Below are 14,392 nucleotides of genomic sequence, written 5' to 3' on the forward strand. Positions count from 1 at the left end.
GGGTGGGCTCTGGCGAATTTACAGGCCACTGTGTGACTTTATAAACAAGGGATCGTTTGGTTCTCGGATGTTCTGATGTGTCGCTTTTCTGAGTGTTCTCCTGGGGTACCGGATGCGGCCTGAGAGAAACTGCATGGGGAGCTATCTTCATAAGGGGTCTCGAAAAAGTCAGGGAAAAGGCGACACCGTTATTGCGCTTTGATGCGTGTGGCGTGTAGGTAGTGGTTTGTTTAAACTCGGCGGTTCCGCACGTGTATATCAGGGATATACGGGTGCCACCCCGATGCAGAGTAAGCAGTGATGCAGGCCACCCGCTTGACCCTCATTTGCCATGCCGCTACACCCGCTCAAAAATACGGGCGCTTTCCCGATAACGAGTCCGTGGTAATGGATTGGCAAGCCGCGGCGCTGTCCCTAGAAGGGCGCTATAAGAAAAAACTGCGTCTGGTGTGCGCACCCGAGGTACGCGCCTGGCAGACGGCGGGGTTGTTCGGGGGCCAGGCGTCAATTGAGGAGGCTTTGCGCGATGGCAACTTTGGCGACTGGAAGGGCCAGGCCATCAGCGAGTTGGACAGCGATGTGTTGATGGACTGGATGGCCCGCAGCGCCAGCTCGCCCCACGGTGGCGAGTCAGTCGATCAAGTTTGCACGCGGGTGGCGCAGTGGATGAAAACCCTCGAGAGCCAACCCGGGCACATAGTGGCTATTACCCACCCCTTTGTGATTCGCGCTGCGCTGCTGCACGCCATGCAGTTTCCGATCTCGATGTTCTACCAGATCGACGTCGAACCGCTGTCCGCCACCGAGCTGCGCTTCAACACCGTGTGGCGCCTGCGCCTGGAGACTCACGCCCAGGCGCGGGATCATGGCAAAATCCACGCCCCGCAATGAGAGCAACCCATGAAACGCATCCTGATCATCGGCATTGGCGCCGGCAACCCTGACTACATCACGATGCAGGCCGTGAAGGCGCTGAACCGCACCGACGTGTTTTTCCTGATGGACAAGGGCCAGAGCAAAGACAAGCTGATCGACCTGCGCCGCGAAATCTGCGAGACCTATATCACCGAGCCCGGCTACCGCTTTGTCGAGGCCGACTGCCCCGAGCGTGTACGCGGTGAAATCGACTACACCACAGCGGTGCAGGACCTCAACCGTGACAAGCAGGCCACCTTCGAGCGCATGATCAATGAGGAAATGGCTGACGGTGAAGTCGGCGCGTTCCTGGCCTGGGGCGACCCGGCGTTGTACGACAGCACCATTCGTATCCTGCAGGCGATTCTGGCCAGCGGCCGTTGCGCGTTCGAATTCGAAGTGATCCCCGGCATCACCAGCGTGCAGGCCCTGGCGGCCCAGCATAAGGTGGCGTTGAACCGCATCGGCAAGTCCGTTGAAATCACCACGGGACGCCGGTTGGCGGCGGGGCAGGCCAGCGATGCCGACACCTTGGTGGTCATGCTGGATGCCGAAGATTCCTACCGCTCGGTGGCAGATCAGGATCTGGATATTTACTGGGGCGCCTACCTGGGCACGCCCGATGAAATCCTGATCAGCGGCAAAGTCAGCGACGTGGCTGAAGAGATCGAACGGGTGCGCAAGGCCGCGCGCCTGGCCAATGGCTGGATCATGGACACGTATTTACTGCGCAAACTTTGAGGTAACGTCCCATGCTTAAACTGTTCGCCCTCGTGCTTGCCCTGGTGGCCAGTGTTGCTCAGGCCGATGCGGAACTGCACACCGATTTGCCGCTGTCGTACCTGGAGCAGACCCAGGGCGATGCACGCAACCAGCCCCTGGTGATCTTTTTGCACGGGTTTGGCAGTGACGAGCAAGACCTGTTTGGCATCAAGGACGCGTTGCCGTCCACCTGGACCTACCTGTCGGTGCGGGCGCCGATGCCGGTGCAGCCCAGCGGCTTTCGCTGGTTTACCAAGACACCGGGTAACGGTGATTACGATGGTGTGACGGCCGATTTGCAGAGCAGCGCTGCGCTGATCAAAGACTTTGTGGCCAAGGCCACCGCCAAGTACCACACCCGACCTGATCGGGTGTTCCTGGTGGGTTTCAGCCAGGGCGCGATCATGTCCTACGAGGTGGCGTTACGTGATCCCACGTTGGTGCGCGGTATTGCGGCGTTGAGCGGTAGCCTGCTGCCCGTGCTCAAGGCAGAACTGAAGCCGGATGAGCGATTGGGCGGGCTGGCGATTTTTATTGGCCACGGTACCCTGGACCAGGCACTGCCCTATGCGTCGGCGACGCGGGCGAACGAGGTATTGGTGGGGCTGGGGTTGAAGCCGGAGTTTCATGGTTATGCGGGGATGAACCACACGGTCAGCGAGGCGGAAGTGCAGGACTTGAAGGCCTGGCTGGAAACGAATTCGAAGTGAGCGCGCTGAATAAAGGTGGGAGGCGGCTTGCTCCCGTCGCGGTCTGGTAGATGACCAAGCCTCGTTGGGTGTACTCAGTTCAAATGTGGGAGGAGGCTTGCCTCCGATGGCGGTTTGTCGGTGTACATAGGCTATCGGGGGCAAGCCCCCTCCCACCTTGATTGGTGTTATCAGGACTATGGGTTACTTGCCGCCAGTGATCTGCTTCACCAGTTCAGCATGTCCTTTTGCATCATCCGCCCGTGAGATCGCCTGGATCACCAGCAGGTGATTGCCCGAACCGCCCAGGAACGTGGAGTTCAAGGTTTTGCCGCCGCCCTGGGTGGCGGTGCTGTCTACCTGGCGCAGGCCGATGCCCTTGAAGGTCAGTTTCTTCTCACTTTGCTTTTTGAAGTCGGGGAGGGCGGTGCTCTGGTCCTTGACGAAACCGGCCACTGCGCCGTCGAGGAACTGCGGATCGTTGTCTTTGATGGTGACGCCGTCGTTACGCACGGTTTCGGCGACGATCACCACACTTTTCGTGGTCTGGTTGGCGTACATCGTGCCCTGGGTGTCGGCAGTGCCATCCTCGGCCTTGCCCGCCGACAGGGTGTCGGCGGTGTAGGCCTTGGGCAGGCTGAAGGTGAACTTGCCGCCCAGGGTGGAGATGGTCTGCGTGGTCGGCTTGGCAGCGGCGAATACGCTGCCGGCGGTAAGCGCAAGGGCCAGCAGGGCGGCGGTCTTGGTGAAAGTGGCCATGAAACGCTCCAGGGATGAACGAAATTACGGAGCATTCTGTCAGAAAATTCTCAATATCGTTCATCCCCATCCTCACGCCTTGTCGGACTCTTCCTCAAGTCTGTCCATCTCAAACAGCCGCGCCAACTCTGTACGGGCTTCCTGGGCGGTTTGCATCACTTTGGCGGCGTCGTCGTATACCGCGTGCTGGGCGGCGAGGACTTGCAGGTCGTGGTTCTTGAACCGGGTGATGCGCGCATCGGCCTGGGCCTGGCTCAGGCCCAGGCCGACCAGGGTGCGGCGGCTCATTTCCAGGCTGGAATAGAAGGTTTCGCGAACCGGCGAGGCGTCCAGGTCCACCAGGCGATGTACGTGCTGGCGGTTACGTGCGCGGGCGATGATTTTCATGTGCGGGTAGAGGCTGCGCACCAGCTCGGCGGTTTTGATGTTGATCTCCGGGTCATCCATGGCGATCACAAAGAACTCCGCCTGGTCGACCTTGGCCGCGTGCAGGATCTCGGGGCGTTGCGGGTCGCCATAGAACACCGGCATGCCGCCGAAGCTGCGGGTCAGTTCGATGGTTTCCACCGAGGTGTCGAGGGCGATGAACGAGATGTTCTGGGCGCGCAGGATCCGCGCCACGATCTGGCCCATACGGCCCATCCCGGCGATCACTACGCGCGGCGCATCGCTTTCGATGGCGCGGTATTCCTCGGGCACTTCCACCGGCTTGACCTTGGGCTTGAACAGCTTCGGGCACACCAGCAACAACAGCGGAGTTACCGCCATGGACAGGGTGATGGTCAGCACCAGGATGTCGTACAGGTGAGGTTCGAACAGGCCCTGGTCGCGGCCGATCTTGAACACCACGAAGGCGAATTCGCCGCCGGCAGCCAGTACTACGCCCAGGCGCAGGGCGCTTTCGCGATTAAGGTCGCCCACCAGCCGGGCCACGGCGTAGAGCAGCGGCAGCTTGAGGCCGATCAGCAGCAGGGTCAGGCCAATCACCACCAGGGGCGAACTGACCAACAGGCTGAGGTTGGCGCCCATGCCCACGCTGATAAAGAACAGCCCCAGCAGCAGGCCCTTGAACGGCTCGATCTGGGATTCCAGTTCGTGGCGGTATTCGGAGTCCGCCAGCAGCAGACCGGCGAGGAAGGCGCCGAGAGCCATGGACACGCCCACCAGCTCCATCAGCCAGGCCGTACCGATCACCACCAGCAACGCGGTGGCGGTGGACACTTCGCGCAGGCCGGTCTTGGCAACGATGCGAAATACCGGCCGCAGCAGGTAGCGCCCGCCGATGATCACCACGGCGATGCTGCCGAGGATCTGCAAAACGTGCTGCAGGCCCTGGGCTTCGGTGGTCGGGTGATCACTGCCGGCCAGCAACGGCACCATGGCAATCAGCGGGATGGCCGCGATGTCCTGGAACAGCAGGATGGCAAACGCCAGGCGCCCGTGGGGTTGGTTCAGCTCCTTACGCTCGGCCAGGCTTTGCAGGCCAAACGCGGTGGACGACAGCGCCAGGCCCAGGCCCAGCACGATGGCGCTGTTCCAGGCCTGCCCAAATACCCAGAGCGCTACCGCGCCCATCACCATTCCGGTCAGCAGCACCTGGGCCAGGCCAACGCCAAATACCGATTTGCGCATCACCCATAAGCGCTTGGGCGACAGTTCCAGGCCGATGATGAACAGCAGCAACACCACCCCCAACTCCGAAAACTGCGCCACGCTCTGCGGGTTGCCTATCAGGCCCAGCACCGACGGGCCGATGATCACACCGGCAAACAGATAGCCCAACACCGCGCCCAACTGCAGGCGCTTGGCCAGGGGCACGGTCAGCACCGCCGCGAGCAGGAACACCACGGCTGCTTGTAACAGGTTGCCTTCATGGGGCATTGCGAACTCCAGGATATTCAAAACCAGTCAACAGGCGGGTATTAGAGCGCTTTTTACATTTTGAAAATTGTGTTTTTGCGGTGAATGTCGTCGGTGTCTCGCGGCTCCTTACCGCGCAATGAGCTGCCTGCTGGCGTCTTCGAAGGATATACAAACAATTTGTCGTGGATTGCGAGTGGAAGCCTGGCAGCTTCAAACCTAGTTTTACGTTCTTGAGTTTATATTCCTTGGGTGGCATATTTGCATGGACTGGGACATTGAATACACGGATGAATTCGCAGGCTGGTGGGATGGCCTGCTTACTAATGAGCAAGTGTCGGTATCTGCCAGTGTTGATCTGCTGGGGCTTTTCGGGCCGGGCTTGCGCTATCCCCACACCAGCGATCTCAAAGGCTCGCGGCACGGACATCTGCGGGAGCTACGGATTCAGCATGCCGGGCGACCTTACCGAGTGTTGTACGCCTTTGATCCACGGCGGTGCGCGATATTGCTCATCGGCGGGGATAAGACCGGGCACCACCGATGGTATGAGAAGCACGTTCCGCTGGCAGAAAAGTTGTACGACGTACATTTGAACATGTTGAGTCAAGAGGGTCGTCACCATGGCTAAAAAATTCGCTGAACTTCAAGCACGCATGACGCCGGAGTCCCGCGCCGAAGCCAAGCAGTTGTTTGAGCAACACTTGAAGCAAATGCCGCTGCACGAGCTGCGCAAGGCTCAGCAGCTGAGCCAGGAGAGCCTGGCCAAAGCGCTGAATATCAACCAGGCCGCCGTTTCCAAGATGGAGCGGCGCACAGACATGTACATCAGCACCTTGCGTGATTACATCCGCGCAATGGGCGGAGAGCTGGAGATTATTGCGACGTTCCCTGATGGACAGGTAAAAATCGACAATTTTGCATATTGAACCTGTTGCATTAGCCCGGCCGAGTGCCGGGCTTTTTCATTCGCGATTATTTTTCTGTCGGTATCATGGCAAGACACCCGGCAAGCATCAGGCGCGCTGTCAGGTATTTGATGTGTCGCCCTTGCTCAGGCCTTTGCTGTTGCCACGTCGGTCAGGATTCACCTCCCTGCGGTCCTCGCTTTGTTACTATCGCCACCCTTGTCACCAGGAGTCACCGCCCCATGCAACACCAGTGGGATGAAATGCACCGCACCCGCAAGCCCACGTTCGTAATGTGCGGCGAGCCTCAGGGGGATGTGCTCAATCTCTATGTTCACGGGTATTCGGCGTTCTTCAATCGGCAACAACTGGGCAATTTCAAGGCGCAGCTGGCGGGTATCGAAGGCTCTACCAACCTGATGCTGTTCTGGCCGGCGGGGCACTTCCTGGAAAACCTGTTCGCGCCCGTCAAGGACGTGATCGGCGCGGTGCTCGGCGGCGGCAGCGTCGGTGCGGCGACTGTTGGCGTCGGCAAGGCGATTGCCTATTTCCTCGATCACTACAAAAGTGTCGAGGCTCGGGTAGACGAAGTGGCCAAGAGTTTGCTGCCGGAGCTGGCGGCCTACCTGCACGCTGAGTCGCTGGACGTGCGGCGTATCAACCTGATCGGCCATTCCCTGGGCGCGCGGATTCTGGTCAAGAGCCTGCTGGCCAGCCCTGAAACCGCGCGGGAACTGCCGTTGGACAATCTGCTGTTGATGGGCGGCGCGATCTGCACGTCGAGCCCGTGGAGTGAGGTGTCGGCGCCGCTCAAGGGACGCCTGATCAACTGCCATTCCAGCAAGGATTGGGCGCTGGCCATGAAGCCGGATACGGAGCGCTGCATTGGTCGTTACGCGATTGCGGTCACGCCGGCGCTCAAGGCCAAGGTCACCAATGTGCACCTCGCAACATTCGACCACACCGCTTATTGGCCGCAGTTGCAGACGGTGGTGCAGTACACCGATCTGTTGCACGAACGGCGCGGCATGATCCGCTCCGACCAGCGCAGCAGCGAGGCGCGCTTTGCCGAGGAAGATGCGGAGCTGTTCCCGGTACTGCTGCAGGCGCGGCCGGAGGAGTTGAAGTTCCTCGCCGAATTGATGGCGCAAAAGCGCAGTGCATCGATTGATGCTTCGGTGCGCGAGCCGCTCAAGCTGGCTATCGAGTTGCAGTGCATGGGCGGCGATAGCTTTATGAACCTGGCCCGTGGGCATGGCGTGAGTTATCGCCAGATCGCCGAAGATGTGGCGCAACGCCTCGGGATCAAGTTTGACGAGCCGCTCGAATCCGTGGTGCTGGCAGACATCGAAACCCAGGTCGCGCAAAAGTTGATCGAGCAGTACAAGGACAAGCTCAGTAACGCCGACCGGCAGGTGTTCGACGCCGAGCTCAAGGCAGCCGCGCAGAAAGAACAGGGGCTGTTCAAGCGTTTCGATGTGGGGCGCTCGGCCACCACGGCCTTGAGCGGTACAGCGCTGGCGGGCCTGACCGGGTTTATCTTGCGTCGTGGTGCGGCCACGGCGATTCCGGTAGTGGGGCAGGCACTGGCGGCAGCGATGCTGCTGGTGAGTGGGGTGCGGGCGTTTTCCGGGCCAGCGTATTCGATCACCACCCTGGCGGTGCTGGTGATCGGTGTGATTCGTCAGCGCATGGAACGAGAGGCGCTGAACCAGGAGATGGACCTGGTGGTGCAGGTGGTGGAGGCGTTTGACCTGCCGCGGGACACGGTGATGCGCACGGTCGCGTCCGACTGATAAGCTGCGCGCTGTCGAGTGTGTTTGCCTGGGATACCGCGTGAAATTCAGCCTGCCGAAAATTGCTACCGCCCCGTTCTGCCCGCCAGAAGTGGCCGGCTCCGTCGCCGTCGACCCCAAGGCTTCGTTTTTCAAGCGCGCCCTCATGTTTGCCGGCCCCGGCCTGCTGATCTCCATCGGCTACATGGATCCCGGCAACTGGGCAACGGCCATCGAGGCCGGTTCGCGCTATGGCTACAGCCTGTTGTTTGTGGTGTTGTTGGCCAGCCTGGCGGGAATGGCGGTGCAGTGCCTGTGCTCGCGACTGGGCATCGCCACTGGCAAGGACTTGGCGCAACTGTGCCGTGAGCGCTACAGCAAACGTTCCGCCCGCACCCAATGGGCGCTGGCGGAAATCTCCATCATCGCCACCGACCTGGCCGAAGTGCTCGGCTGTGCCCTGGCGTTCCACCTGTTGCTGGGCGTTTCCCTGACCACCGGCATTGTGATCACGGCCTTTGATACGCTCCTGATCCTGGCCCTGCAAAACCGGGGCTTCCGCCGTCTCGAAGCGATCATGCTGGCGCTGGTGGCGACCATCGGCGTGTGTTTCTTTATCGAACTGGTACTGATCAAACCGTATTGGCCGGACGTATTCAGCGGCTTCACACCGTCGTTGTCGGCCATCAGCGATGCCGCGCCGCTGTACCTGGCCATCGGCATCCTGGGCGCCACGGTGATGCCCCATAACCTCTACCTGCACAGCTCAATCGTGCAGACCCGGTTGATCGGCAAAGACCTGGCCAGCAAACAGGACGCGGTCAAGCTGGCGCGCATCGACACCATCGGCTCCCTGGCCCTGGCCTTGCTGGTCAATGCTGCGATTCTGGTACTCGCCGCCGCCGCGTTCCACAAGACCGGCCATACCGATGTGGTGGAAATCCAGGATGCCTACCACCTGCTGGACCCGCTGGTAGGTGGCGCGTTCGCCAGTATCCTGTTCGGGGTTGCCTTGCTCGCGTCCGGGCAGAGCTCGACCTTTACCGGCACCATCGCCGGGCAAGTGATCATGGAAGGCTACCTGAACCTGCGCATTCCCTGCTGGCAGCGGCGGCTGATTACCCGTGGGCTGGCGCTGATCCCGGCGTTCCTCGGGGTCTGGCTGATGGGCGACGATGCCATCGGCAAATTACTGATCCTGAGCCAGGTGGTGCTGAGCCTGCAATTGCCGTTTGCGCTGTATCCGCTGATTCGCATGACCGGCGACAAGCAACTGATGGGGCCGTTTGTGAACAGCCTGCCGACACGGGTGCTGGTGTGGTTCCTGTTTGCGGTGATCAGTGGTGCGAACGCATGGTTGATTGGGCAGTGGGTGTTTTGAATTGACCGTACGAGCGGCTTTGGTGGCTTACACCTGAATCGCCAGGGGCGTGTACTGGGCGAGGGCGCTGACGTAAATCTCTGCTGCATTCTCAATCAGTTTCCGGGCTTTGCTGGATAGCCTGGGGTCATCCGCCAGTGCCCACAGCAGAATAAAATAATGGCCCGTAAAATCAGAAACCCCCCACCTCGTTAAATAGGAAAAATCCTCAACGATCCCAATAAGGCACGGCGCCGAAACACTCCACAAAGTAATCAATCACCGTCCTCACCTTCAGCGACAAGCGCCGACTCCCCGGCCACAACGCCGCAATCTGCTGCGGCTCCAGCGTGGTCGCTACCTCGTATTCCGTCAGCACTGCCTGCAAGGTGCCAGCGCGCAGGCTTTCGCCGATCAGCCAGGACGGAAACACCACCAGCCCCAAGCCTTGCTCGGCAGCGTGGGTGAGGGTATCGGCGTGGTTGCCGGTGATCGGGCCTTTGACGCTGTAGGGCGTCCAGTCGCCCTGGTCACGACGGAAGAACCAGCGTTGTTGGCCGGTGACGCCCTTGTAGGCCAGGCATTGGTGGTTGATCAGTTCGTCGGGGTGCACGGGCGTGCCGTGCTTTGCCAGGTAAGCCGGGCTGGCCGCGATGCGAAAGCGCTGGGGCGCGAAGATGCGGGCCTGCATGCCGGAGTCGTTGAGCACGCCGATGCGAAACAGCAGGTCGGTGCCATCTTGCAGCGGGTCGACGTAGGTGTCGGTTTGCTGGATGTCCAGTTGCAGCTTGGGGTAGCGGCGGCACAACTCACCCAGCCAGGGGGAGAGGTGACGCTGGCCGAATACCATCGGTGCATTGATCCGCACCAGGCCGCTGGGCTCACTTTCCTGTTCCTGCAGGGCCTGGCCGGCGGACTCCAGCTGTTCGAGCATCAGGCGCGCGTGCCGCCCGAGCAGACGCCCAGCCTCGGTGGGGCTGACAGCACGGGTGTGCCGATACAACAACTGTTGCCCCAGGGCCTGTTCCATCAGCTGGATCTGGCGGGAGATCGAGGAGGGCGCCAGGCCTTCGCGGCGCGCCACTTCAGAGAAGCTGCCGTGGTCCAGCACCGCGACGAACAGGCGGAGCGCCTTGAAACTCAATTCATTCAAACCCTGCATCATGGCTCCAGGCTGTGCGTTTTGCGCAAAGGTGTTGTTGGTATGCTCCCATTTATCGCACAGGACGGCCACTGGATAATGCGCGCCATTAATCCATTTGTTGATGCGCAGGTGATGTATGCAGGCCAGTTCTATCGAGGGTGCGGCGAACGCCACGCCGAAAAAAAACCTTCTGCGGTTGCTGCTGTTGCCGCTGGTGATCCTTGCCGGTATGGGCTTGTCGGTGGAGGCCGGTTTGCTCGGCCCGTTGGGTGTGCAGGTGGGGCATCTGTGGGCGACCTTGAGCATCTTTGGCGTGGGTTCGGCGATTCTGTTCCTGCTGCTGCTGTTCAGCGGCCCGCAAAAAGGCCCGGCGCTCACTGACTTGCCGCGCTGGCAGTTGATCGGTGGCTTCCTGGGGCCGATGTACGTGGTGGTGCTGACCCTGGCCACGCCGCACATCGGCATTGCGATGACCATGATCGCGATACTGTCCGGTCAGGTGGGCAAAAGCGTGTTGATCGACCACTTCGGCTGGTTTGGCACAGCGCGCAAGCGGGTCAATGGTGAGCGCTGGATCGCATTGGCGCTGATTGTGGTGGCACTTGTTCTGATTGCACGAGGTTAAGACGATGAATCTGATTCTGTTGTTGGTAGTGGTCATCGCGGCCGGTGCGGTATTGAGTGTGCAGGCGGCGATCAATGGCCGTCTGGGCCAGACAGTCGGTGTATTGCGCAGCAGTTTGCTGACCTTCGCGGTAGGCGCGCTCACTACCGCGCTGTTGATTTTCTTCTTTGAACCGGCACAGGCCGTGAGCCTGCTGGATGTGCCTAAATGGCAACTGACCGGCGCGTTGTTCGGTGTGGTGTACATGATGGTGATGGTCGGTGCGGTGCCGGTGGTCGGCACGGCGGTGGCGACCGTGGCGGTGATCACGGGGCAGTTGGGCATGGGCATGCTGATCGACAACTTTGGCTGGCTGGGCAACCCGGCCATCGAATTGTCGGGCGGTCGCCTGCTGGCGATGGTGTGTCTCGCGCTGGCGCTGGTATTCATGTATCGCAGTAATACGCGCACTGACTGATGGTTTGAACGATCTGCGTGAGCCGGCAGTCATTGCTAAAGGTGCCGGCGCTCGCCGTACCGAGACGACCATGAAGAAGGAGTCTGACCATGCCAGATCAAACCTGTGCCTGCCCACACTGCAAGTGTGTACTGGGTGTCGATGCTGTGATGAAAGACGGTAAAGGCTATTGCTGCCAGGGCTGCGCGGAGCATCATGCCCATGGTGAGCCGTGTGCTGCGGCGACTGGTTGCGAGTGCGCCAAGTCGGCCCACGGCTGAACGCGCTGGGAGCGGTTAAACCGCTCCCGCATTTGATCTGTCTGGAAGCGGCTATTGGGTTTCCAGTTCCAGCCTGAGGCTATGGTCCGACAGGCGCTGCCGACCTCTGACTACCCCGCTGGTTCGCCGCCCCTCCAACGCAAACACCACCGTTTTCGCAGCATGCAGATCATCCGGAAGCGGCTGGAAAACCTTCAGCACCAGCCTGTCCGGTTTGTGCTGCACGCTCACCTGGCATTCAGCATGTCTGGCCTGTGGCCCAAACAGGGTGTCCTGGGTGTAATCAATTCGAGCCTTGCCATTGACTTGAGGGCGTGAATCCATGGGTATTTCTCCTTGTTCAAGCCTGGGCGCGCGCGTCCGAGCGGCGCCATTGCACATGGGTAATGCCAAATTTCTCGGCCTGAGCCTGGCTGGTTTTCTTGACCTGTTCGCGGGCGAAACGGCCAATACGACCCACGCCGGCATCACAGCTGGCCCAATGCCAGGCTTCGGCGGCATCGAGTTTTTCCAGGCGGATAATGAATGACTTGGCTTCGCCATGGAGGGTGTAGTCGATCACAAACAGTTTCGCGTTATTCATTGGTCCATCAACCCTGGAGGTGTAAGCAAGTGATCGCCCCCAGCGCTAAAAATTCACTCGGATTGCCGAGCGGTGGTCATTACCATTGCGGGTCGTCCTGGATTGACGTGAACCCCCAAGGCGTGAATCAAGGCAGCCCGGACAAGATCATCCTGCTGCCTTGATTGCACTGATCATGCGTCGGGAACAGCTTTTTCCCAGGCCGACCAGTTGTTGAGGATTGCCTGTACCAACGGATTGCCCGTGCGGTACAGGTTTTCCAACGCCGGCGCGAACCCGCCCTGGTCGGCATACTTGAGCAGGTTATCCACCTCGCTGTAGCCAGGGTAAGGCCGGTCGAAATCGGAACCTGCCCGCACCACGGCCAAGCGCTGAATATCCACCAACCCTTCACGACTGGCCCGCAGCAGGGCCTCGTAGGTGGAGTTGTCTTCCTGCTGGGTGGTGCAGTATTCGCCTTTGTTGTCCGTGAGCAGCTTGGTCCAGACCTCGGCACGTTCGCTCAGGCGCGTGCCGGAGAACCAGGTGTTGCCCGCCAGCGTGTCGCAGCGGGTGACTTGCGGCGGCTGGTTGGCCGGGGCGGCAGGATAATGCTTGCGCCAGGCGGCCGATTCTTTGCTTTCCGTCAGCTCGACTTTTTGCGACAAGGCAAACGCCTTGGCCTGCAGCTTTGGGTTGAGCTCAAACACTTCGGTCTTGTAGTCCAGCGGCGGTTTTTCGTTGGGGCCTTTGGTGTTGATGCCCAGATAGCCGGTTGGCCAATCCTTGGGCGCATCTCGCGAGTCCAGCTCCCACTGCGTTCCAAACTCCACCAGGTAATGCGCCCAGGCGGCAGTGCCGATGGTGCCGTGCTTGGGGCTGATGCCGGCGATCCCGGCGATCAGGAAGTAACTCTGGCGCAGGTCGAACTTGGGCGACAGCGCCAGGGCAAGGGTGGAGGCGGCAGCGTTGGTCTGGCCCATGCCGGTGACCAGCAGGCACACGTCCTGGGTGTTGCAGCGGATCACCGGGTATTCAGCGGACAGGCCCGGCACGCGCACTTCCTGCTTGAGTTGCAGGCGGTCGATCCAGGTTTGCGCCTCGGGGGCGAACATGGTGATCAGCATCACTTTGGGTTTGATCGGTGCCGGGGTATCTGCCAGCACCAGGTGCGGCATCAGGGCCAGGCCGACGGCCATCGATAGACGGGTAAACGTGTTCATCTCATGCTCCTTGATCAGAATTGGTAACCGACACCGGCGTAGTAGCCCCAGCCGTCAGAGCGGGCGCGGAAGTTGCCTTCGCCGAAATTCAACTCGCTGCCATCCTCCCAGTTGCCGCCGTTATGGAAGTAGCGGCCCACCAGGGTGAAGCGCAGGTGGGTAAACGAGTACAGCAGCACGTTGGTTGCCACGAGGGAATTGGCGGTGCGCGCCGGGTTGTCCTTGTGCAGGTCGGAGCCGAAATCGTAGTTGGTGAAGCCGATGTAAGTCAGCGAGGCGCCGTTGTCGAACTTGCCGATGGGCACGATGTACTTCATCTGGGCGCGGTAGCCGTCCCATGAGTATTCATTGCTCGCACCGTAGTTTTCCCACTGATAGCGCCCATAGAAGTTGGCCGACAGGTTGACCCGCGAATGGGTGTCGATGTCGGTGCCCAGGCCGCTGTACAGGGTGTTGGCGCGGTTTTCCTTGTTGCTGCCGTGGTCGTAGATCCAGTCAAACGCCACGTACCATTCCTTGAACGGGCCGATGGCCAGGCTGCGACCGGCCAGGTAGTCGATGGAAATACGCGGTTCATGCTCCATGAACACTGGCGAGCCGTGGTCCCAGACGCCTTTGTCATTGCTGTTACCGATGCCGAGGATCTTTGGCACGTCGATGTAGCCATACAGCTCGAAAGGGCCCTTGCGACCGAAGTACTCGTATTCCAGGTAAATGTCATCGGATGGCTTGGGGCCGAAGCTGATGTCTTTGCTGCCGATCAGCGTCAGGTCCTGGTTGAACCACTCCGACAGATACGGGCCTTTGTTCGATTGGGTGGCTTCAGGGCTGAGGGTTTCGCCCTGTGCTGAGTCATCGGCGGGTGTTTCCTGCGCCAAAATGGGTGCGCTGAGTACTCCCGTAACGGCGGCCAGTAGCAAGGAAACACCAAAGCAGGCACGCGGCCTTGAGGTTAGGTGCATTGAAAATCCCTATTCGTACGCGGTTGGAACCCGATTCCTCAGGTCATGGTGAACTTGGCGGACAAGTTCGTACCGCAAACGTTTGCACAGGCTGTACCAACTTTGCTCAATGGCTTGAATGCCCTAGGAAA

General features: G+C 60.4%; 17 protein-coding genes and 1 pseudogene. 10 read left to right on the forward strand and 8 right to left on the reverse strand.

Annotated features, from left to right (window positions below; genetic code table 11):
- Positions 1-300: 300 nt before the first annotated feature.
- From DNK50_RS14940 to DNK50_RS14950, 3 genes are read left to right on the forward strand one after another with little or no spacing between them, the layout of a single operon-like run.
- Positions 301-891, forward strand: a complete 591-nt coding sequence (locus tag DNK50_RS14940) for a histidine phosphatase family protein (RefSeq protein ID WP_112194832.1) — start codon at positions 301-303, stop codon at positions 889-891.
- Positions 892-900: 9 nt separating this feature from the next.
- Positions 901-1,656, forward strand: a complete 756-nt coding sequence (gene cobF / locus DNK50_RS14945) for a precorrin-6A synthase (deacetylating) (RefSeq protein WP_112194834.1) — start codon at positions 901-903, stop codon at positions 1,654-1,656.
- Between the two features lie 11 nt (positions 1,657-1,667).
- Positions 1,668-2,387: an alpha/beta hydrolase gene (locus DNK50_RS14950; RefSeq protein WP_112194836.1), complete on the forward strand. Its 720-nt coding sequence runs from the start codon at positions 1,668-1,670 to the stop codon at positions 2,385-2,387.
- 183 nt (positions 2,388-2,570) lie between these two features.
- Here the strand turns inward: DNK50_RS14950 and DNK50_RS14955 are convergent, their stop codons facing one another.
- Positions 2,571-3,125 (reverse strand): hypothetical protein, encoded by a 555-nt coding sequence (locus tag DNK50_RS14955; RefSeq protein WP_112194838.1) that lies wholly within the window; start codon positions 3,123-3,125, stop codon positions 2,571-2,573.
- Positions 3,126-3,197: 72 nt separating this feature from the next.
- Entirely contained in the window at positions 3,198-5,006 is a 1,809-nt protein-coding gene (locus DNK50_RS14960) for a monovalent cation:proton antiporter-2 (CPA2) family protein (RefSeq protein ID WP_099584186.1), read from the reverse strand.
- 244 nt (positions 5,007-5,250) lie between these two features.
- On the opposite strand from DNK50_RS14960, the gene DNK50_RS14965 reads away from it, so the two are divergent.
- From DNK50_RS14965 to DNK50_RS14980, 4 genes are all read left to right on the forward strand, one after another.
- The gene (locus tag DNK50_RS14965) at positions 5,251-5,616 is read left to right on the forward strand and encodes a type II toxin-antitoxin system RelE/ParE family toxin (protein ID WP_112194840.1); all 366 of its coding nucleotides are present in this window, start codon (positions 5,251-5,253) and stop codon (positions 5,614-5,616) included.
- Positions 5,609-5,914 carry an XRE family transcriptional regulator gene (locus tag DNK50_RS14970; protein ID WP_112194842.1) on the forward strand — a complete coding sequence of 102 codons (306 nt, stop codon included), beginning with the start codon at positions 5,609-5,611 and terminating at the stop codon, positions 5,912-5,914. The genes DNK50_RS14965 and DNK50_RS14970 overlap by 8 nt, the downstream gene beginning before the upstream one ends.
- 221 nt (positions 5,915-6,135) lie before the next feature.
- Positions 6,136-7,689: a DUF726 domain-containing protein gene (locus DNK50_RS14975; protein ID WP_112194844.1), complete on the forward strand. Its 1,554-nt coding sequence runs from the start codon at positions 6,136-6,138 to the stop codon at positions 7,687-7,689.
- 40 nt (positions 7,690-7,729) lie between these two features.
- A complete protein-coding gene (locus DNK50_RS14980) occupies positions 7,730-9,049 on the forward strand; it encodes an Nramp family divalent metal transporter (RefSeq protein ID WP_099584207.1) in 1,320 nt (439 codons plus the stop codon).
- A 30-nt stretch (positions 9,050-9,079) separates the two neighbouring features.
- On the opposite strand, the pseudogene DNK50_RS29170 reads toward DNK50_RS14980, so the two are convergent.
- Both DNK50_RS29170 and DNK50_RS14990 read right to left on the reverse strand, forming a co-directional pair.
- Positions 9,080-9,202: pseudogene (locus DNK50_RS29170) on the reverse strand (PIN domain nuclease); the annotation flags it as partial.
- A 55-nt stretch (positions 9,203-9,257) separates the two neighbouring features.
- A complete protein-coding gene (locus tag DNK50_RS14990; protein WP_099584208.1) occupies positions 9,258-10,190 on the reverse strand; it encodes a LysR family transcriptional regulator in 933 nt (310 codons plus the stop codon).
- A gap of 118 nt (positions 10,191-10,308) precedes the next feature.
- On the opposite strand from DNK50_RS14990, the gene DNK50_RS14995 reads away from it, so the two are divergent.
- The 3 genes from DNK50_RS14995 to DNK50_RS15005 all read left to right on the forward strand — a co-directional run bounded on the left by DNK50_RS14995 (position 10,309) and on the right by DNK50_RS15005 (position 11,514).
- A complete protein-coding gene (locus DNK50_RS14995; protein ID WP_099584209.1) occupies positions 10,309-10,797 on the forward strand; it encodes a DMT family transporter in 489 nt (162 codons plus the stop codon).
- Positions 10,798-10,801: 4 nt separating this feature from the next.
- Positions 10,802-11,254, forward strand: a complete 453-nt coding sequence (locus DNK50_RS15000; protein ID WP_099584210.1) for a DMT family transporter — start codon at positions 10,802-10,804, stop codon at positions 11,252-11,254.
- A gap of 89 nt (positions 11,255-11,343) precedes the next feature.
- Entirely contained in the window at positions 11,344-11,514 is a 171-nt protein-coding gene (locus tag DNK50_RS15005; protein ID WP_099584211.1) for a metallothionein, read from the forward strand.
- Positions 11,515-11,565: 51 nt separating this feature from the next.
- On the opposite strand, the gene DNK50_RS15010 is transcribed toward DNK50_RS15005, so the two are convergent.
- The 4 genes from DNK50_RS15010 to DNK50_RS15025 all read right to left on the reverse strand — a co-directional run bounded on the left by DNK50_RS15010 (position 11,566) and on the right by DNK50_RS15025 (position 14,261).
- Entirely contained in the window at positions 11,566-11,838 is a 273-nt protein-coding gene (locus DNK50_RS15010; RefSeq protein WP_112194846.1) for a hypothetical protein, read from the reverse strand.
- A gap of 16 nt (positions 11,839-11,854) precedes the next feature.
- The gene (locus DNK50_RS15015) at positions 11,855-12,097 is read right to left on the reverse strand and encodes a DUF6555 family protein (protein WP_099584213.1); all 243 of its coding nucleotides are present in this window, start codon (positions 12,095-12,097) and stop codon (positions 11,855-11,857) included.
- A 173-nt stretch (positions 12,098-12,270) separates the two neighbouring features.
- A complete protein-coding gene (locus tag DNK50_RS15020; protein ID WP_112194848.1) occupies positions 12,271-13,299 on the reverse strand; it encodes a purine nucleoside permease in 1,029 nt (342 codons plus the stop codon).
- Between the two features lie 14 nt (positions 13,300-13,313).
- A complete protein-coding gene (locus tag DNK50_RS15025; protein WP_112194850.1) occupies positions 13,314-14,261 on the reverse strand; it encodes a nucleoside-specific channel-forming protein Tsx in 948 nt (315 codons plus the stop codon).
- Positions 14,262-14,392: the final 131 nt, after the last annotated feature.

Source organism: Pseudomonas sp. LG1E9 (genome assembly GCF_003290225.1).
Lineage (GTDB): Bacteria > Pseudomonadota > Gammaproteobacteria > Pseudomonadales > Pseudomonadaceae > Aquipseudomonas > Aquipseudomonas cyclaminis.